The 19,234-nt window shown below is 61.4% G+C and carries 18 protein-coding genes, 1 other RNA gene and 1 pseudogene; 9 read left to right on the top strand and 11 right to left on the bottom strand.

Features of this window, described 5'->3' with window-relative positions; genetic code table 11:
- Positions 1-11: 11 nt before the first annotated feature.
- The 9 genes from DI396_RS02305 to DI396_RS02265 form a co-directional block, all read right to left on the bottom strand.
- Positions 12-1,133 (bottom strand): TFIIB-type zinc finger domain-containing protein, encoded by a 1,122-nt coding sequence (locus DI396_RS02305; protein ID WP_110794505.1) that lies wholly within the window; start codon positions 1,131-1,133, stop codon positions 12-14.
- Between the two features lie 3 nt (positions 1,134-1,136).
- Positions 1,137-1,487 (bottom strand): hypothetical protein, encoded by a 351-nt coding sequence (locus DI396_RS02300; protein ID WP_110794504.1) that lies wholly within the window; start codon positions 1,485-1,487, stop codon positions 1,137-1,139.
- Positions 1,488-1,566: 79 nt separating this feature from the next.
- Positions 1,567-2,697: an SPFH domain-containing protein gene (locus DI396_RS02295; RefSeq protein WP_110794503.1), complete on the bottom strand. Its 1,131-nt coding sequence runs from the start codon at positions 2,695-2,697 to the stop codon at positions 1,567-1,569.
- 18 nt (positions 2,698-2,715) lie between these two features.
- The gene (locus DI396_RS02290; protein ID WP_110794502.1) at positions 2,716-4,053 is read right to left on the bottom strand and encodes an NADH:flavin oxidoreductase/NADH oxidase family protein; all 1,338 of its coding nucleotides are present in this window, start codon (positions 4,051-4,053) and stop codon (positions 2,716-2,718) included.
- Positions 4,050-5,033, bottom strand: coding sequence for a DUF2927 domain-containing protein (locus DI396_RS02285; RefSeq protein WP_407936289.1), 984 nt, complete (start codon positions 5,031-5,033; stop codon positions 4,050-4,052). The genes DI396_RS02290 and DI396_RS02285 overlap by 4 nt, the downstream gene beginning before the upstream one ends.
- A gap of 18 nt (positions 5,034-5,051) precedes the next feature.
- Positions 5,052-6,251, bottom strand: coding sequence for a toxic anion resistance protein (locus tag DI396_RS02280; protein WP_110794851.1), 1,200 nt, complete (start codon positions 6,249-6,251; stop codon positions 5,052-5,054).
- Positions 6,252-6,312: 61 nt separating this feature from the next.
- Positions 6,313-7,242 carry a 5-bromo-4-chloroindolyl phosphate hydrolysis family protein gene (locus tag DI396_RS02275; protein ID WP_110794501.1) on the bottom strand — a complete coding sequence of 310 codons (930 nt, stop codon included), beginning with the start codon at positions 7,240-7,242 and terminating at the stop codon, positions 6,313-6,315.
- A 274-nt stretch (positions 7,243-7,516) separates the two neighbouring features.
- A complete protein-coding gene (locus DI396_RS02270) occupies positions 7,517-8,344 on the bottom strand; it encodes a TerC family protein (RefSeq protein WP_110794850.1) in 828 nt (275 codons plus the stop codon).
- A 116-nt stretch (positions 8,345-8,460) separates the two neighbouring features.
- Positions 8,461-9,573, bottom strand: coding sequence for a pseudouridine synthase (locus tag DI396_RS02265; protein WP_110794500.1), 1,113 nt, complete (start codon positions 9,571-9,573; stop codon positions 8,461-8,463).
- 97 nt (positions 9,574-9,670) lie between these two features.
- Between DI396_RS02265 and DI396_RS02260 the strand changes: the two genes are divergently transcribed.
- Positions 9,671-10,126 carry a nucleoside deaminase gene (locus DI396_RS02260; protein ID WP_110794849.1) on the top strand — a complete coding sequence of 152 codons (456 nt, stop codon included), beginning with the start codon at positions 9,671-9,673 and terminating at the stop codon, positions 10,124-10,126.
- A 169-nt stretch (positions 10,127-10,295) separates the two neighbouring features.
- On the opposite strand, the gene DI396_RS02255 is transcribed toward DI396_RS02260, so the two are convergent.
- On the bottom strand, positions 10,296-10,988 hold the full coding sequence (locus DI396_RS02255; protein WP_110794499.1) for a metal-dependent hydrolase: 693 nt from the start codon (positions 10,986-10,988) through the stop codon (positions 10,296-10,298).
- A 158-nt stretch (positions 10,989-11,146) separates the two neighbouring features.
- Here DI396_RS02255 and gatC point away from each other — a divergent pair, with 158 nt between their 5' ends.
- The 7 genes from gatC (at position 11,147) to DI396_RS02220 (ending at position 16,101) form a co-directional block, all read left to right on the top strand.
- Positions 11,147-11,434 carry an Asp-tRNA(Asn)/Glu-tRNA(Gln) amidotransferase subunit GatC gene (gene gatC, locus DI396_RS02250; protein ID WP_110794498.1) on the top strand — a complete coding sequence of 96 codons (288 nt, stop codon included), beginning with the start codon at positions 11,147-11,149 and terminating at the stop codon, positions 11,432-11,434.
- Entirely contained in the window at positions 11,434-12,915 is a 1,482-nt protein-coding gene (gatA, locus tag DI396_RS02245) for an Asp-tRNA(Asn)/Glu-tRNA(Gln) amidotransferase subunit GatA (protein WP_110794497.1), read from the top strand. Before gatC ends, gatA begins: the two co-directional genes overlap by 1 nt.
- Before the next feature lie 69 nt (positions 12,916-12,984).
- Positions 12,985-13,758: a hypothetical protein gene (locus DI396_RS02240; RefSeq protein WP_110794496.1), complete on the top strand. Its 774-nt coding sequence runs from the start codon at positions 12,985-12,987 to the stop codon at positions 13,756-13,758.
- A 36-nt stretch (positions 13,759-13,794) separates the two neighbouring features.
- Positions 13,795-14,547, top strand: coding sequence for an N-acetylmuramoyl-L-alanine amidase (locus tag DI396_RS02235; RefSeq protein ID WP_235851707.1), 753 nt, complete (start codon positions 13,795-13,797; stop codon positions 14,545-14,547).
- A 12-nt stretch (positions 14,548-14,559) separates the two neighbouring features.
- An RNA gene (rnpB, locus tag DI396_RS02230) (RNase P RNA component class A) lies at positions 14,560-14,976 on the top strand.
- Between the two features lie 102 nt (positions 14,977-15,078).
- On the top strand, positions 15,079-15,246 hold the full coding sequence (gene rpmG / locus DI396_RS02225) for a 50S ribosomal protein L33 (protein ID WP_007814563.1): 168 nt from the start codon (positions 15,079-15,081) through the stop codon (positions 15,244-15,246).
- A gap of 345 nt (positions 15,247-15,591) precedes the next feature.
- Positions 15,592-16,101 (top strand): GNAT family N-acetyltransferase, encoded by a 510-nt coding sequence (locus tag DI396_RS02220; RefSeq protein WP_110794495.1) that lies wholly within the window; start codon positions 15,592-15,594, stop codon positions 16,099-16,101.
- A 641-nt stretch (positions 16,102-16,742) separates the two neighbouring features.
- On the opposite strand, the gene DI396_RS02210 is transcribed toward DI396_RS02220, so the two are convergent.
- Positions 16,743-17,852, bottom strand: coding sequence for a polysaccharide biosynthesis/export family protein (locus DI396_RS02210; protein WP_235851706.1), 1,110 nt, complete (start codon positions 17,850-17,852; stop codon positions 16,743-16,745).
- A gap of 179 nt (positions 17,853-18,031) precedes the next feature.
- Here DI396_RS02210 and DI396_RS16680 point away from each other — a divergent pair.
- Positions 18,032-18,892 (top strand): annotated as a pseudogene (locus DI396_RS16680) (NAD-dependent epimerase/dehydratase family protein); the annotation flags it as partial.
- Positions 18,893-19,234: the final 342 nt, after the last annotated feature.

Here is a 19,234-nt window from a genome sequence, read left to right as displayed (position 1 = left end):
CCTCCAATGGGTTATTGTTGTGTTGCGGCGACAAATCCGATTGCAGCGGCAATCAGCAGCCCAAGGACCACCGCAGTGGCAATTTTCCACGCGCTGTAGGGCCGCGCGCCTTGAACTTTGCCAGTGCGGCCATTGACCACAAAGCGATAGCTTTTGCCGCGATACTTATAGGCCGCCATCCACACCGGCAGCAGGATATGTTTGAAGGTCACATCGCGTACATCTGTGTCGATGCCGTGGATGCGTTGGCGGTCGCCGCCTATGTCAAAACGCACGTCGCGTTCGATGGTGCGGTCCATGATGTGCCGCGCTTCGGCATAGCCGTCCTCGATGGGGACGGAATAGGCTTGGGCGCGAAAACCGGCAAGATATTCGGGGGCGTATGGCACAAGCGCGCTCAAATCCCACGGCTCCAAAGCATCGGTATAGCGTTTCGGCAGGGCCGTCGCGGCCAGCACCAGAACATCATCAAAGAAACGTTTGACGCGGCCTGATTTTGGCATCCAGCGGACTTTGGCAACCTGCACTTTTTGGCGTTTCCCGTCGCGCATCACGGTGCGGGTTTCATGATAAACCGTGCCGCGCTCACCGCTGTATCGCGATGCGGTGTCGGCATCGAAGGTCCAGTAGGGGACATATATGCCCTGCATCTTCCGCCCCTTACGCGCATAATCCTTGACCCCGTTTGGCGCGAACCACAGCTGCCCCAACCAATGGCTCATTGCATCGCGCGCGGCGGGCTCGTCCAAGGCAAAGGGCAGCACCGCACGCGGTTTGATTTGCCGGTGCGCGCCGGTGTCGGTGACCACGGGCGTGGCGCAAAACGGGCATTCGGCGGCGTGCTCATCTGGCCCGAGTTCGATTTCGGCGGCGCAATTGGGGCAATGCAGCGCGCGGATGTCTTGGGTTTCGGCTTCGGGCAATGCACCGTCCAAAGCGGCGCGAAAATCCAATTCGGCAATGTGACCGGTCTGCTTCGTGGCGCGCGCAGGCGCATGTGCGATCTCCATCGGTTCTGCATGGCCGCAATGGTCACAAATCAATTGCGCCGCAGCCGGATCGAACCGGTAGTCCGCACCGCATTGCGGGCAGGGAAAGCGGTGTTCCTCGGGGGCGGCGGCGTGGTCTGTCATGGGTTAACCTGCCTTCACATTGTGCTCAAAGCTGACAATCTGCGCGATTTGCTGCGCATTGGATGACGTGTAGCGGATCACATGGCAATAGAGCCGTGCCCGGCCATCGGTGTCGATGGAACGGCCCGATACGGTGGCGGCTTTGCCTTGCGCAGTCACCTGCTCGACGGTGATTTTGTGTAAAACCGGTGCGGTGGTGGTGGCGTCCAAAATCGCCGCGCGGCCGATGATGACCGGGGCATCGCTACGTTGCCACGTGGCATCCGGCGCAATCCATTCGGCTTGTATGGCACCTATGCCCATCAAGGCCAAGGCGATGCCTTCGGCGCGTGCCTCTACAGGCCGGTCAGGCATATCGGCTCCGCGCTGAAGGGGAAGGGGGGTGGGCATCACAAGCGGGTCCAAGAGGGCATGCTTTCGCAGGGAGGGTGGATTATTCGGCGGGCGGCGGTGGCGGCAGGACGGTGAACAATTGCGCCAACTCGGTGACATCCTCGGCGTGTTTCCACCCGTCTTGTCCTGCGGTCCAAACATAGCTGGAGCGGGTCAGGCTGCCATCGGCGGCCATCCGGCCCATCGAAGCTTTGGAGAACGGGCCCTTGGTTTCACCACCTTCGGCGATGTACCACACATGTTCGGCCGGCGGGGGCGGGGGAACCGGCGCGGCGGCTTGTGGGGTTGACGCCTGTGCCGGGCGGGGTCCCCACGGTCCGGCGTTGGCCATCGCCATGCCCATGCCCATCCCCATTCCGGCGCCAAGCCCTGCGCCCATACCGCCGCCACCGTTCGGATTGGCGGCCGCTGCGGTCATCGCCTCGGCGGCGCTATATTGGGTGAACCGGCCCAAATCACCGGCCAACCCCATCGAGGTGCGTTTATCGAGGGCGGCCTCGACCGCTTCGGGCAGCGAGATGTTTTCGATGTAAAGCTCCGGCATCGACAGGCCATAGGCGGCGATCGTTTCGGAAATCTGTGCCGCGACCAATTTGCCTAAATCCGCCGTATTGGCCGCCATATCCAGAACCGGAATACCGGATGAGGCAACCACGCGGCTGAACTCTTGCACGATGATATTGCGGATCTGGAACGAGATTTCGTCCATGGTGAATTCGCCGTCCGTGCCGACGATTTCGGTCAGGAAGCGCGCCGGATCGGTGATGCGAATCGAATAGGTCCCATAAGCGCGCAGACGCACAGGGCCGAATTCCGGGTCGCGGCAGATGATCGGGTTTTTCGTGCCCCATTTGAGATCATTGAACCGCGTGGTGTTGACGTAATAGATCTCGGATTTGAAGGGCGATTTGAACCCGTGATCCCAATGGTTCAGAGTCGTCAAAACCGGCATGTTGTTGGTTTCGAGCATATAAAGGCCGGGGGTGAAGACATCGGCCAATTGGCCTTCATGGATGAAAACCGCGGCTTGACCTTCGCGCACGGTCAGCTTGGCGCCGTATTTGATCTCGTGGTCCTCGCGTTCGAACCGCCAAACCATGGTGTCGCGGGTGTCATCGGTCCAATGGATGACGTCGATAAATTCGCCAGTGAGAAAATCGAGAATACCCATGATCAAGGCTCCTTTCGGTTACAATTCAACGGGCGCGCGCGTCAGCGCCTGCGCCGCATTTTTTTCGGTCTTCAGATAGGCCAAGAGCGCCCGCAGTGGTTTGAGGTCGCGATTGATCTCGCCGCCGGCAGCAAGCGTATAGATCTGTTCACTATACCATGCCATTGCCGCGCCGGCATTGGCATCACGCAGTGCGCTGATGCGCGAGGCGGGGCCAAAAATCCCCGGTCCAATCTGCAAATGCGGCCGTGCGGCCACCATCGCCGCACCGGTCAACAGCGCCTTGGGCGTTTGACTGTCGAGGATGATCGGGCGGGCAAGGCCGATGAAATCGATACCTTCCTCAAGAACCGCCGCCTGCATTGCGGCGGCGCTTTCGAACCCGCCGGTGACCATCACCGGAAGCTGTGTCACCTTGCGAAGGCGTGGCACAAAATCGAGAAAATAGGCCTCGCGGGCTTTGGTGCTTTCGCGTTTCGGTTGGGCGGCAAGCGGGTCAAGTCGATCGACATCCATCATCCGGGGCTGTTCGTAATTGCCCCCTGACAGTTCGATGAAATCCGCCCCCGCGCCTTCAAGCCAAGCACCGACCTGGGCGCTGTCATCCTCGGAAAACCCGCCACGTTGGAAATCAGCGGAGTTGAGTTTCACCCCGACGATGAACCGCACCCCGCAAGCCGACCGCACCCGTCGGACGAGTTCCATCAACAAACGTGCGCGGCCCATCAACCCGCCGCCCCAGGCATCCGAGCGCCGGTTCGACAAGGGCGAGAGGAATTGCGACACCAAATAGCCATGTGCGGCGTGGATCTGCACGCCGTCGAAACCCGCGCCGCGCGCCACCAAAGCCGCATGCACAAAGGCCTCGATGGTGTCTTCGATCTCTTCGATGCTCATTGCTTCGGGCCGGCCAAAACGTTTGCCACCCATCGCCAGAGCCACCGGAGAGGCGCTTTTGGGGTGGGGGTTGATCGCGGCGGGGGTTTGGCGGCCCGCATGGTTGAGCTGCATCACGACCAAAGCGCCCTGTGCCCGCGCGGCGGTTGCCATCTCGGTCAAGGCGGCGCAGGCCGCCTCGGATTGCGGGCCGTCAATGGCGATATTGCCGCCATGTTCCAAATGCATCCGGTCGACCATGACATTGCCGGTCACGATCATTCCCGCGCCGCTGCGGCCCCAAAGCCCGTAAAGCGTCGCGTGATAGGCATTGGCGTGGTTGGATCCGGCGGCCAGTCCTTCGGAGGTCGCGGATTTGACGATCCGGTTTATCACCGTGGCACCACAGGGCAATGTGACCGGCTGCGCAAGCGTTGCGGCGGGTTCGCTCGCCAAGGGCGTTTCGGCAGGCGCAGTCATAGCGTATCGCCCATGGCTTCGCGGCCCAATATACGCAGGATCGGGCGGGCCTCTTCGGCGCTCATACCGGTTTTGAGACGCGGATCATAAAGCAGTTTGAGCAGCATCTCGTCATGGGTGGTCAGATAGGCGAACTCATCGTCATCATTAAAAATGGACGGGCGCGCGGCAGGGCTGTCATTGCCAAGGCCAAGCCCTTGCGCCAACTCCTCATGGATGCATGCGCGGCGCAAAATGTCAGGATGTTCGGCGCGGATCAAGGCAATCGCGTGGTTATAGCTGTCCGAGGCGTCATTGTCGGAAAAGGCGATGACAAGGCAATGGATCGGCCGCTCCAGATCGCGCAGAACCTGCATCGAGGCGGGCGAGATCGACGGCACCAACGCGCGAATTTTCGGCAAGGCTGCGGCGCGGTCATCTTCGCCCAAAAAGAACACATGGAAATTCGGCTTGCGTGCATTCATATCGATGGGATGGCCGGTCAGACGCGCCAGCCGTGCCGCGTAATCCCGCACTTCACCATTGGCCGTCGCGCGAGTTTCGGCATCGACCGAGGCCCCGAATTCGGTGGCGATCCGCACCGGCCCGTTCCACCGTCGCAAGGATTTCACCGCGCCGGTCGAGGCGGTCAATCCCGCCTCGGGTGCATATTCGTCGTAAAAGGCAATCCGTTCGAAATTCCGGATCAACATATCGGAGGTATAGGGCGTGTCTGGCCCGCCGCCATCCATCCGCAACAACCCTTGGGCCAGCAAATCGGCCTGCACTCGCGCGTAATATTGCGCCAGATTGCGCGAGGCGGCGCTTGGCGCAGGGGGGGCGGGGCGCGGTTGGATCAATCCGGCTGGGCGCGATTTCGGCGCCATATCCGAGGGCTTGCTCGCCAATAGATCACATCCGGCAAGCGCCGAAAACGCCAGAGCCGCCGCGCCCAAAAGAGCGCGCCGGCAAGGGCTGTTCAAGAGTGTTTTGCGTATCACCTGTGCCCTGCCACGTGATCAGGTTTTGGGAACGGCGGTGGCGATGGTCTCGCCGGTGCCGCTCTTGCGGGCCTTGGCTGACGCCAATGTATCGCGCAATTCGGCCTCCATGGTCTTCAACTCGACCTCGGCAGCCGCGCGGCGGGCTTTGCCTTCGTCCGCGATGGCGAGGCTTTCTTCGATGGTGGCGACCAAATCGGCATTGGCGGTTTTGACGGCTTCGATATCGAAGACGCCGCGCTCCATCTCCTCGCGCACAATGCGGTTGCTATCGCGCAGGTTCTTGGCATTGGAGGTCAGCAATTCATTGGTCAAATCATTGGCACCGCGCACGGCGGCGGCGGCTTCTGCGCTGCGCTGGATGGTGACGGCTTGGGCCAATTGGGTTTCCCAAAGCGGCACGGTATTGACCAGGGTCGAATTGATCTTGGTGACCAGCGATTTGTCGTTTTCCTGCACCAAACGGATCGAGGGAAGCGATTGCATCGTCACTTGCCGCGTAAGTTTGAGATCATGCACACGGCGTTCGAGATCATCACGCGCGGCGCGCAGGTCGCGCAATTCCTGCGCGGCCATGACTTGTTCGGCTTCGGGGGCGGCATTGGCGGCGGCCTCCTTGGCGGGGATGTCGGTTTCATCCAAGCTGCGCAATTTGGCCTCGCCCGCCGCGATATAGAGCGCCAGTTCATCGTAGAAATTGAGGGTTTTCTCATAAAGCATATCAAGTGATTTGATATCCTTGAGAAGCGTATGCTCATGTCCCAACAGATCATCGGTCACCCGGTCGATCTGGCTTTGCACCTCTTCGAACTTCGCGGTGAATTTGGCAAAGGGCGCGGCGCGGCCCAAGAGTTTTTCCCACCACGAACGTTCGCGGCGCACGTCCAGCTCAGAGATTGAAAACCCGCGAATGGTGCTGACGATGTTGCGCAGGCTATCGCCGGCGGGGCCAACATCCTTGTTGCGCACATCGGCCAACATGGCTTGGCTGATCTCTTGCAACTCGGCCTGCGCGCCGGACCCGAAAGAGACGATGGAGTTGGTGTCGCTCATATCCAATTCGGCGATGCGGCGGGTGATTTCGCCGGTCGTCGGTGCATCGGCTTGCTCTAGCGGCACAACCGCATTTGCATCCACCGGTTCGGGCAGGACCACGGCTGTGATTTCTTCGACTTGTTTCAATGTGGCCTCGGCTTTGGCGCGTGTGCTCTCGGTCATGACAGTCCCCAATTCAAATTGGCTGCGGGCGGCAGCGCCCATGTTACAAATTACAGTTCGGTTAGCCTTGCGGCTCCGCCTCGGCGGTCGGCACAGTCAGCCCCTCGCGCGCCAAACGGTCGCGCAGGACTTCGATTTCGACGGTTAAATCCGCACGGTCGCCTTGGCGCATTTTTGCGATGCGGGCGGTGAAATTGCTCTGTAGATCCCCGAGCAGGGTTTCATAATCGGCGCGCGCGCTGGCGTCGCGGCGGTGGCTATATAGATCGGCAAATTTCACCGTCGCGTCGCGCGCCCCGCGCAGGTAGACCGACAGATATTTGCGCGCTTGGGTCAAATCACGCGGATCGTCTTCCAGCGTGCGAAACATCGTGCGGGCGGTGGTGGCAAAACCGGCGACGCGGGCCTCCAACGCACGATCTCCGGCGCGCAGGATCGCGTTTTGCATGGCGCTCAAATGCGCTTCGGCCTCGCTCACGGCGCGGGCGACGCGGTCGGATTGAAAGGCATCAATGCCATCGATACCCTTGTTTTTCATCGGGTCGGGGCCAAAGGCGAGGAAATGCAGAACCGCGCCAATGGCCACATAGATCAGCGGCCCTGCCACGCCTTCACCGGCGGCATATCCGGCCAGACCAAGCCCGAGGCCGGTCAAAACCGATCCGGCCATTTTGCGCGGAAACGTGGGGCGGCGGGCGATGCGGCGCGCCTCATAGGCTTCTTGTGCGGCCAATCCTTCGCGGGTCATCCAGGCCGCCAGCAACAAAAGTCCAAGCGCGCTGAGCGTCAGCGCCAAGGTCTGCGGGCCGTCTCCGAAGGCCGAGGCCATCAAGGGCAGGGGGGCAATGAACAACATTCGCACCCGCGCGCCGATGCGGCTGCGCTTGGCGCCGCGATAGCTGTCTCGCACGGGCGCACCCTCTGGCACATCGTCCGGCGCGGTTCGGGCCGCGTCATCGGGGCTATATTTCCCGCCGTAGCGTTGCGCCATCTCAAACGCCCCCGGTGATCGCAATGAAAAAGATCATGACGATAAGCAGGATGTAGCTGATTTTTTGCAGGCCCGTTCCGGACATAGGATCCCCCGACCCGTTGAATTCCTTGTAAAAGGTAAGCGATGCGAGGGCGGTTTGCTAGGGGGAAGATGAGCGAAGTTTTGCCCATAAAAATGCGGCGCGCCGCTGATGCAGAACCACCGCCGGACCGGGCGCGGCCTGCAAATCCTGCAAGCCGCATCCGGTTGTTCTATCAAGCATACACGGCGTTCAATGTCCGCCGCTTTGCGACTTGGCGCGTCGCTCTAGGCCGAGCTTGCGCGAATAGACCGATTGAATGATTTCGACTGCGAAGAGGACCACAACCGAGAAATAGAAGGTGGTCTTCGACATGGGCACAACCTCGTGGCCGAAGAACCGAAGTGCCAAAGTCTCGTCATGCATGGCATGGGCGGCCGCCTGACCGGATTCCCCCAAAAGCACCACGCCGACAATCAGCAAGATGAACAGGCCAAGCACCTCATACATCCGGTTTTTTTGCAAAAATGTCGTCACGCTGTCGGCCAAAAGCAGCATCGCCAGACCCGACAGGATGATCGCAATGGCCAAGATCGGGAAGACATCGGTGATGGCCAAAGCCGACAATACGGAATCAAACGAAAAGATCAGGTTCATCATTACGATCAAGGCCACGACCTTTGCGGCGGATTTGCCGCTCTTGCTGTTCACGTCCGTTCCCAGATGCTCGATGGACAGCATATGCGAGATTTCCTTCACTGCCGTATAGATGATGAAGACCCCCCCCAGAACAAAGACACAGGTGGCGAAATTCACCCCGCCTTCAAGTACGCCGGTCCAATTCATAATGAAAAACGGTTCGGCCATGGAGTCGATCAGCCGGATCATCACAAAGAGCAACACCACCCGCAGGGTCACCGCAATGATGATGCCCCAATAGCGTACGGCGCGTTGATGGGCCACTGGCGCGCGTTGCGATTCGATGGAAATATAGAGCAGGTTGTCGAACCCGAGCACAGCTTGCAAAAAGCAAAGCATCACCAGATTGCCCAGATTTTCGGCGGTTAAAAGATCGAACACTAGCAGGTCTCCCGTCATCCGTGTGTGGAGTTAATCATATATTTGGTGTCAAGGTTATGGATAGCGCAGCCCAGCGCCAAGTCAAAGAAAAGGCGGGTGGGCGTGGGCGCTGCCGGTCAGCTGCGGCCTCTGGGTCCGCCTTTGCCGCCTCCGCCGCGGTGAGGTTTCCCCGAAGGTGTGCCTTGCGGCCTGCCACGCGCGTCGCCCGGCTTGCCGGACTTGCCGGCGCCTGCTTTGCGCGTTCCCCCTTTACCGGCGCCGCGCGGCTTGCCTTGATCCGTGCCCTTGCCAGAGGGACGGCCGGTGCCTATCTCCCATGGTTTTTCGCTGGCGGTCTTTTGGGACCGGGCGGTTTTCCCTAAGGGTCCGGCGGGTTTACCGCTGTTGCGCCGTGCGCCTGCGGGTTTGTTTGCCTTGCCGCTGGTGCGGCGCAGGCCGCGCGCCGGCGGCGTGGCGGTTGGGTCGATCTCTTCAACCGACAGCCCCAGTTGGTCGCGCATGGTCTTGCGGCGGACCTCTTCGACCGCCCCGGGTTTCAGATCGCCCAATTGGAACGGGCCGTAAGCAATGCGGATCAAGCGGTTCACGCTGAGGCCAATGGCCTCCATTGCGCGGCGGATTTCACGGTTTTTGCCTTCGCGCAATCCGATGGTCAGCCACGCATTCGCGCCTTGTTGCCGGTCAAGAGATACGGTCATCGGTTGGAAATGCTCGCCATCGGCGGTGATGCCCGCGCGCAGCGGGCGGAAGGTGTCCTCGGTCGGGCGGCCATTGACGCGCACCCGGTAACGGCGCAGCCATCCGGTTGACGGCAATTCCAGTTGCCGTTTGATGCCGCCATCGTTGGTCAATAACAAAAGCCCTTCCGAATTGAGGTCAAGCCGCCCGACGCTCATCACGCGGGGCATGTCCTCGGGTAGGGATTGATAGATCGTCGGCCGGTCCAATTCGTCGCTGTCCGTGGTCACAAGGCCGGTGGGTTTGTGATAGAGCCAAAGCCGCGCCGGTTCGGGCGGCGAAAGCGGCGTGCCGTTGACTTCGATCCGGTCATCGGGAGTGACGTTGAGGGCGGGGCTGTCGATGGTGGTTCCGTTGACGCGCACCTGCCCGATGGCGATCAGCCGCTCGGCTTCGCGGCGCGAGGCGACGCCGGCGCGGGCGATGACCTTGGCAATGCGGTCGTCTTTGGGGGGCGCAGGCATGTCGGATGTATCGGGTTTTTCGACCATTTTGGACAGCTTTCAGGGGGCTGGAGTGCGGATGTTGGCCTCCGGTTACCGGAAAATCCGTCATTGCGAAAGCGGTGATGCCTTGCCAAGAAGAGATATGAAGATGAATTCGCATATGCAGATGGCGTTGGACGAGGCGCGCGCGGCGGCAAAACGCGGCGAAGTTCCCGTGGGTGCGGTGTTGGTATCGCCTGCGGGTGCGGTCGTGGCGCGGGCGGGCAACCGGACGCGCGAATTACACGATCCCACCGCCCATGCCGAGATATTGGCGATCCGCGCCGGATGCGCGGCTTTGGGGGCGGAGCGGCTGACCAATCACGCGCTGTATGTGACGTTGGAGCCCTGCGCGATGTGCGCGCAGGCAATTTCTGCCGCCCGTATTGCGCGGCTGTATTACGGCGCGTCGGACCCCAAAAGCGGCGGCATCGAAGCCGGCGCGCGGGTGTTTTCGCATGCGCAATGCCATCATGTGCCGCAGGTGTTCGAGGGCATTGATGCGGCGGCGTCCGAGGCGTTGCTCAAGGCCTTTTTCGCAGCCAAGCGCCGCCCATAGGCGGCTGGGCCTGTTGCGGGTTTGGGGAGCCTCCGGCGGGGATATTTAAGGGAAAGCAGAAAGAGGCAGCAGCGGCCCCCGTGCGGCAAGCTTGGGTCTGCGGTGCGGGTGTCGCTGGGAAGGGGCAAGCGGGCGGCGCACCCGGCCTTAAGGCGCGCCGCGCCGGATTTTAAAAGGTGATGGGGGTGAGAACCTCGGGTTCGATCACATTCACATCGGGCAGGGCGGCAGCGAGTTTTTCGGCCGATTGCTCCAGCGCGGGGAAGGTGCGGTAGTGGCCGGGGATCAGCGTGTCGAAATTGAAGTAACGCTTGGCCGCATAGGCTGTGGCCTCCATATCCATGGTGTAATAGCCACCGGCCGAAAGGATGCCGATGTCGGGTTTATAATAATCGCCGATCCATTCCATATCGGCCATGATCGTGGTGTCGCCCGACAGGTAGATCGTATGACCCTCGCCTTTGAGAATGACGCCGCATTCCGCGCCCATATAGGCGCCGCGCCCGTCGATCACCAACGAGGAGCTATGCGAGGCGGGCACCAGCGTGGCGGTGGCCTTGCCCAATGGGATGGTGCCGCCTTTGTTCCAGCCGTGGCCCTCTTTGGCGCCTTGGCTATGCAGATAGGCCGCAAGTTCAAAGATCGCAGAGACCGGTAGGTCACGGGATTTGGAGATATCCACGATGTCATGGCTGTGGTCGAAATGGCCATGGGTGACGATGATATGTGTCGCGCCGTCCAGCGCGGCATCGACCTTGTCGTCGGGCATCATCGGATTGTCCGTTACCCATGGGTCAATCAACAGGATTTGATCTTCGATTTCGATGCGCCAGCTGCCGTGGCCAAGCCAGATGATGTTCATAGTGTTCTCCTCTATGGCGTTTACACGTTAGAGTAGCACGGTCGATGCGATTGTGAAGGTGCAGCAACGGCGGCGGCGAGGCTTGCGGGCGCGGCGCGGGGGCGTTAAATGCAGGGGCAACATAGTTTGCCACCCGATAGCCCGAGGAATTCCTGACGATGTCGATCGATCTTGAGACTGCCGCGCGCGTTGCCAAATTGGCCCGCATCCGCGTCGAAGAGGAGGCGCTGCCGGCGCTGGCCGCTGAATTTAATACCATTCTTGGATTTATCGAGCAACTTGAGGAGGTTGATGTCGAGGGCGTCGAGCCGATGACATCCGTCACGCCTATGGCATTGCGCCGCCGCGACGATGTGGTCACCGATGGCGACCAGCAAGACAAGATTCTCAAGACTGCGCCTGATGCGCGCGAAGGCTTTTTTGCCGTGCCGAAGGTGGTGGAATAATGACCGATCTCAATACGCTGACTTTGGCCGATGCACGCGACAAATTGCGTGCTAAAGATATCTCCTCCGAGGAATTGACCGGTGCCTGCCTGAAGGCTGCCGAAGCCTCCGGCGCGCTCAACGCCTTTGTGCATCACACCCCCGATGTCGCGATGGCGCAGGCCAAAGCCGCTGATGCGCGGATCGCGGGCGGCGACGCGCCGTCGATGTGCGGATTGCCGATTGGCGTGAAGGACCTGTTTTGCACCAAACATGTTCCGGGTCAGGCGGGCAGCCGTATCCTCGAAGGGTTCTTGCCCGAATATGAGAGCACCATTACCGCCAAGCTGTTTGATGCGGGCACGGTGATGTTGGGCAAGTTGAACATGGATGAATTTGCCATGGGCTCGTCGAACGAAACCTCGGTGTATGGCAATGCCGTGAACCCGTGGAAAGTCGACGATCGCCAATTGACACCGGGCGGCTCTTCGGGCGGCTCGGCGGCGGCGGTTGCGGCGGATCTGTGTTTGGCGGCGACGGGCACCGATACGGGCGGCTCGATCCGCCAACCGGCGGCCTTTACCGGCACTGTCGGCATCAAACCGACCTATGGGCGGTGTTCGCGTTGGGGCGTGGTGGCGTTTGCCTCTTCGCTTGATCAAGCCGGACCGATGACCAAAACCGTGCGCGATGCCGCGATCATGTTGGAGGCGATGTCGGGGTTCGATCCCAAGGACAGCACCAGCGCCGATCTGCCCGTGCCCGATTTCGAGGCCATGCTCACCGGCGATATTCGCGGCAAGAAGATCGGCATTCCCAAAGAATATCATATGGATGGGATGCCTGCCGAGATCGAGGCGCTTTGGGCCGACGGGCGCAAGATGCTTGAGGATGCAGGCGCGGTGATGGTCGATATCACATTGCCGCATACCAAATATGCTTTGCCGGCCTATTACGTGATTGCGCCGGCCGAGGCGTCTTCGAATTTGGCGCGCTATGACGGGGTGCGCTACGGCCACCGCGCCAAGCTGGACGGTGGGGATGGCATCACCGAGATGTATGAAAAGACCCGCGCCGAAGGTTTTGGCCACGAGGTGCAGCGCCGCGTGATGATCGGGACATATGTGCTTTCGGCCGGTTTCTATGACGCCTATTACAACCGGGCACGCCGCGTGCGCGCGTTGATCAAGAAAGACTTCGATGACGCCTTTGCCGCGGGAATCGATGCGATCCTGACACCGGCCACGCCGTCTTCGGCCTTTGGTCTGGGCGAGATGAAAAACGCCGATCCGGTGCAAATGTATCTCAATGATGTGTTTACCGTGACGGTGAACCTCGCGGGGCTTCCCGGCATTTCGGTGCCCACCGGGCTGGACAAGGCGGGGCTGCCTTTGGGGCTGCAACTGATTGGGCGTCCGTGGGAAGAGGGCGATTTGCTGAACACCGCCTATGCGCTGGAACAAGCCGCCGGTTTCGTTTCCAAGCCTGCGAAATGGTGGTAAACATCGGCGATACATAATGCGGTCGGGGCACGATAAGCCCCGCCGCCAGCTTATATGGCAGGACGAAAAATGCAGATTTCATTTGGTAAACGCGCGATTGCCACGATGGTGGCGCTGGGCGCGGTCACTGCATTGGCTGGGTGTGATCCGCAGGTGCCCGACAGTGGCTCAGGCGTTGGTTTCAGCAGCTATACAGAATATCAGCAGCGTCAGGCCCAAAATGCGGGCCTCGTGCCCACTGGTGTAGTGTCGGATGAAACCACCGGCTTGCCTGCGGCTCCGGTGATGACCAATGCGACCCTGCCGCCCGCCGGTCAGGTTGCTGCGTCCAGCGGCAGCGCCGAAGAGATCGCGGCCGAAACCCGCGCCGCCTTATCTGCTGCCGAGGCCAATTCCGGTGTGGCGCCGGTGAATGCCTCGCCATCGAACCCTGCGCCGCCCGTGGTCAATGCGGCGGGCATTTCGAACGAGAATAACTTCGAGGCCGTGGGCGAGGTGCGCAGCATCCAAGATGATGCCAACCGCATCGCCGCCAACCGCGCGCAATACGAACAGGTGCAGCCCACCGCATTGCCGGGCCGCGTCGGCACCGGTCCGAATATCGTTGAATACGCGCTCAAAAGCCGCCACCCGATTGGCCAAAAACTCTTTACCCGTTCGCCATTGAACGGACAAAGCAAATTCGTGCGCAATTGTGCGAAATACCCTTCGCCGGATTTGGCGCAGGAAGACTTCCTTGCGGCGGGCGGCCCTGCGCGCGACCGCATGGGATTGGATCCGGACGGCGATGGATTCGCCTGCCAATGGGATCCGCGCCCGTTCCAATTGGCCACCGGTGGTTGATCTGTCGGCGGACCGTTTAGGGCGATGGGGCATGATATGACCCATGTGGTTAAGGGTGATGAACCGCTGACGATATTGCACGATCCGTCGCCGAATTTCGGCGCGCGCCGTGGCGGCGTGCGGCCCGATATGGTCGTGCTTCATTACACCGCGATGCAAAGCGCCGAGGCCGCTTTGACGCGCCTGTGTGATCCGGTTTGCGAGGTTTCGGCGCATTACCTGATCTGCCCCAAGGGACGTATCTGGCGCATGGTCCCCGAACAGATGCGTGCATGGCATGCAGGGGCGGGGGCATGGGGCGATGTGACGGATGTCAATTCGCGCTCGATCGGGATTGAGTTGGCCAATACCGGCGATCAACCTTTTGCCGCGCCACAGATGGCGGCGCTCGAAGCGTTGCTTGGCGCGATCATGGCCCGTTGGACTATTGCACCGCATCGGATCATCGGCCATTCCGACATGGCCCCCGCGCGCAAATTTGATCCCGGCGCGCGGTTCGATTGGCGCCGTCTGGCGCGCCAGGGCCTGTCGGTCTGGCCTGATCCGCAGGGCGCGCCGAAGGCCGATTGGGACGCGTTTTTGCGCGATGCGGCGCGGTTTGGTTATGTCTTGCCCGTGGTCAGCGGCGATCATGATGCCGGCCCGGAGGGCCTGCTTCTGGATGCCTTTCGTCAGCGCTTTCGCCCTTGGGCGGCGGGGCAGGGCGCGCCGATTTCCCCCGCCGATTGCGCCGCGATGCACGATCTGGCCACGCGTTTCCCCATTGACCAAAGCGGCCCGAGCGCCTAGGTGCCATGTCGCGCGGAGGGCTGGATGGTCGCGGGCGGGCCTGATCCGTTCGAGGAAAGTCCGGACTCCACAAAACGATGGTGCCGGGTAACGCCCGGCTGGGGCAACCCAAGGGAAAGCGCCACAGAGAACAGACCGCCGTTGCGCCCGTATGGGATCAACGCAACGGTAAGGGTGAAACGGTGGAGTAAGAGCCCACCGCGGGACTGGCAACAGGACCGGCACGGCAAGCCCCACCAGGAGCAATGCCAAATAGGGACCGCGCGCGGGGATCGCGTCGGCGTAAGCCGATACCGCCCGCAGGGATGTTTTGCCCCGGTGGTCCGGGTTGGCAGCTAGAGGCGTCATGGCAACATGGGGCCAAGATGAATGATCATCCATGAAGGGCAACCTTCGGGACAAAATCCGGCTTATAGGCCCTCCGCGCGTATTATCTTCACAATCTATGTTGACACTGCCAGTGTGTTCCTTAAAAGGCAGGCTTCAAGAGATTTCACGGGACGCACAAGCGCCCGCCGTAGGAGAACGATCATGGCGAAGCCGACCACAATCAAAATCCGCCTGAACTCGACCGCAGGCACGGGCCACTTCTATGTGACCAAGAAAAATGCACGAACAATGACCGAAAAGATGGTCGTACGTAAGTATGACCCGGTGGTGCGCAAGCATGTCGAGTATAAGGAAGGCAAGATCAAATAAGATCGCCCTATATATGACCAGACATCAAAAGCCGCGCCGCAAGGACGCGGCTTTTTCTTTGCTCTAAGACCAGCAGACCAAACCCGCCCCTTGCCCCGCACGCCGCCAGTTTCGACCCCGAAATGGCACCGCATGCAAGGAGTTCTGCACATGCCCCCTTTGAATGATATGGGCGATCCGCCCGCCCCGATAGACCCACACTGTCCACCGCATCCATCTTTGCCCCTTAGTGCCTCCCAGTCGCCGGCCGAGGCGCAGGGGCGTGCAGGAGCGCGGTTGGTGGGGGGCACGCCCCCCGCACTCGCGGATCCCACAAGACCCCCGCAGGAGACCTCTGCATATGGGTTGCCTTATTCGCTGCGTGTCGCGGCCCCGCAGGACGCCGCAGAGATCGAAGACCTGCTACGCAAAGCCTACGGCCGGCTTTTGGTGCCAGACTATGGTGGCGCCGAGCTGGCGGCCGCTTTGCCTGGGTTGAGCGCCGCCTATCCTGCATTTTTGGCCAGCCCGACGTGTTTCATCGCCGAGGGCCCCTGCGGGCGAATCTTGGGGTGTGGCGGCTGGTCCGAATTTAGTCCCTTTCGTGCCCGCTCTTTCGCGGGTCTGGGCCATGTCCACCACATCGTCACCGACCCCGACCATATCGGCAGCGGCATCGGCGCCGCGATTTTTGGGCAGGTCGAACTCTCTGCGCGGTTGGCGGGGATTACTCGGTTGCATGCGCTTGTCACCCGCACCGCCGCCGGATTTTTCCGCGCTCAAGGGATGCAGGCCATGGGAGAGGTTGCCATGCGGATTACGCCCGAAATCCGGTTGCCGGCCGAAGAGATGCACATGGATCTGGCGGGAGTTTGAGCGGTGTATACGTTGAAACCTACCCGCACCGCCGACAGGTAATCGCGGCCGAGGTGATGACATCCGGCCCGCTTTGGAGCTCGCTCCACATAAAGCGCCAGCCGTCCAACGGGTGCGGATTTGGAATGGGGCACCGGGCGGGTGACATCGCCGGTTGTCAGAAACACCCGCATTAGACGCGCCCATCCTCAAGGGGATGGACCAAATGGAGATCTGTGCAACAGCTGCGCCAGCACATGGACTGGCATCGGTAGCATTAGGATGCGTAGGCGGACCTTTGATCGCGCGGGGCTAATAACAAAACGCGTAGATACCAGTAAGGCGACGGCACTGAATTGAGGTGGCATCTGCCACGCTGCCACAGTGAACGAACCGTGTCGCCCGTTAAAAGTAAAGCCGTAGGTCGCCGCAGCCATGAGGCAAACGCGGGTGTTGGAGTATTGAGCGCGCGCCGTTTGTGCTGGCCGTAGAATAGCGCGCGGACAACGCCTGTTTGGCCGCGATGATCTGCTTGATGCGCCGCGGCCATCGCAAACGGACCGGGGGGGGGGTATCTTTACCGTCGCGAATGCGCGCCGAATCTCGGGCGGCGGTGCCAGCCATCGCCTTTCGTTGTGTTGCGCGGATCTTCGATTTGCGCCCTATTGAGAGAGAGTATTTGCCACGCCAACCGATGTGCCAAGCAAGCCAAGGATCGTGCGCGCCGAGGTGACGGGGCTTTCGGTTGCCAAAACCGTGTCATCGGGATTGATGTGAAAATTGCGCGCCGCAAAAAGCCCGTCCGCCGTGGTCAGGTCAAAGGTAAACACCACATCTTCCATTGCCGGACCCGATCCGTCAGCGCGGAGCGCTTCGGCCGCATATTCGCGCAAGACCAACACACCCTTGGGGTTGGCGCGGGTGTCTTGCAGCCCTCCGATCAACGCCAAGGCTTCAATCGCGGTCAGGTCCTCTTGCGGAAAGGCGACCAATTCTTCGCTGCCGGTTGCGCCAAGCGCGGTAAACCGGCGTCGATCCGATTCGATTACCACTTTGTCGCCGCCACGCAGCAAGGTGTTGTAGTCGCCATTGGCAAAGAGTTTTTCGGCGGAAATCTGATAGGTTTTGCCATTTCGGATCAATCGCACCACGGGGTTCGTCAGGTCCGGAGCAATGCCGCCCCCTTGGGCAATCAGGCTGAGAATCGAGGTGTTGCGATCCGCCAGAGGTATGCTGCCCGGATTACGCACGCCCGAGACGAGGTCAGCGGCATTCTGGCGGCCGGGGGTGTGGGACAATTGCACCTGCGCATCTGCCAAAACCTGCCCTAACGCCTGTTGTACGGCTTCGCGGGCCCGCTCCGGCGTTAATCCGCGGATCACCACCTCGCCCGCATAGGGCAAAAACACGCTGCCATTGGCCGACACGGTCGTGCGCGGCATTTGGGCGGTTTTTTGCTCGGGCGCAGTCAAAAGCGAATTTTCCTGACTGTCCCAAATCGCAATCTCGATGCTGTCCCCGGTTCGAATCACCGGCGAGGCAGGCCCGCGCGTGGCGCCAATCCAACCGGTCTGCGACTGGCGGCCTGTGCTCGGCCATTCCGCCAACTCTGTGGTATTGGCGCGGCTGACCGGCACCACCGCAAAGCTTGGATTTTCGGCATTTTGTTCGCGCAAAACTTGGGTGTTGATCGCCGCGCCGCGCGGTAAATCGCACCCGCTGAGGGTCGTGATCCCAAGAAGGGCGGCAGTCAAAAGGGCGCGGGTGGTCAATCGGTCATCCTCTTCGGGGCAAGCGCGCAGAGCGCAGAGGTCGGGCAGGGTTGGGTGCGCCCTGTCTACCGACCTGCCTTGCCGATAGATAGCATAAAACGCAGCATATTGTATATGAACCAGCACGGCTTGGCAGGGACTGTGGTAACCTGCCGGGCCTATGGTATGTATGGTGACAGATGAGGAGCGCCAATGACGTGACAGACAGTGAGGCAATTCAACCTGGGAGACGGCGCGTACTGGTGTTGGGCGGTACTGGAAAAATGGGCCGCGTGTTGGCGCGGGTCTGGGACACTGCCCCGCCGGAGGGATGGCGCCCGACGTTTGCGGTGCGCGGATCTGCCCCCCTCCCGCCCACCAGATCCTCCGCAGCATCTGCGTCGATGTCACCACCAACCGCACCGTCTTGCGCGGCTTCGTCCTCGGCGGCGCCCGACCCGCAGGCCCAGCGATCGGGCGATGTCCTTTCCTTGGAAGATCTGGAGGCGCAGATTGCCCAAGGCCGGCCGCCGCAGTTCGAAGCGGTTTTGGCGCTCTGGGGGGTGACCTCGGGCGATGCGGCGGCATTGGCGGGCAACACCGCACTTGCCCTGCGGGCGGTGGATATTGCCCGTGCGGTTGGCGCTGCCCGGTTGTTTCATGCCTCGTCCTCGGCGATTTATTCTGCGGTGGCATCTTCTGCTCCCCTGCCCGAAGAGGCCGTGCGCGTGGGTTTTCCCGAAGGTCGAGTACAGGGGGTGCATCAACAGGGCGAGGCCCGCGCCGGATTGCCGGATACCGCACCGGCGGGCGGGTATGGCGCGGCGAAATATGCGATGGAGGCGGCGATTGCCACCTCGGCGCGACAGGATCCTGTACCGCAGCAAATCATCTTGCGCTTTGCCAATCTGGCGGGCGGTGACAGTCTTTTTGCCGCTCTCAACCGCCGCGCGGCCGCCGCTGCCGTGCCGCAAATGACCCTTGATCAATTCGAAAATGGTCGGGGGCCACTGCGTAGCTATATTGCGCCGGTTGATCTGGCCCATGTGATGGAGGCGCTGTTGAATGCTTCGGGTGACAGCTTGCCTGCGGTGATCAATTGCGCCGCAGGCGGCGCCATCGCCATGGAGGATATCGCCCGCGCGGCCGGTGCGCAGGTGCAATGGCGCCCTGCACCCAAGGGCGCGGTGCCCTGTGTCGCGCTTGACCTGACCCGATTGGCCCGGCTTGCGCCCGACGTGGCACAGCCGCGCAGCGGCGCGGATCTGGTCGCGCAGGTTGCAGGGGCTTCGGCACATGCGGCGGCGCGGCCTTCGCCGGGCTCACAGGTGCCGGCATCAAGGCAAACACCGATGCCGCAAGCGGCGGTCCCGCCGCGTGGGATTGCTGCCACGTCCGATCCG

Origin of the sequence: Litorivita pollutaquae (genome assembly GCF_003205515.1) — a bacterium.
Lineage (GTDB): Bacteria > Pseudomonadota > Alphaproteobacteria > Rhodobacterales > Rhodobacteraceae > Litorivita > Litorivita pollutaquae.
Note: the sequence above shows the minus strand (reverse complement) of the source record. Positions and strands in the feature narration are given on the sequence as shown.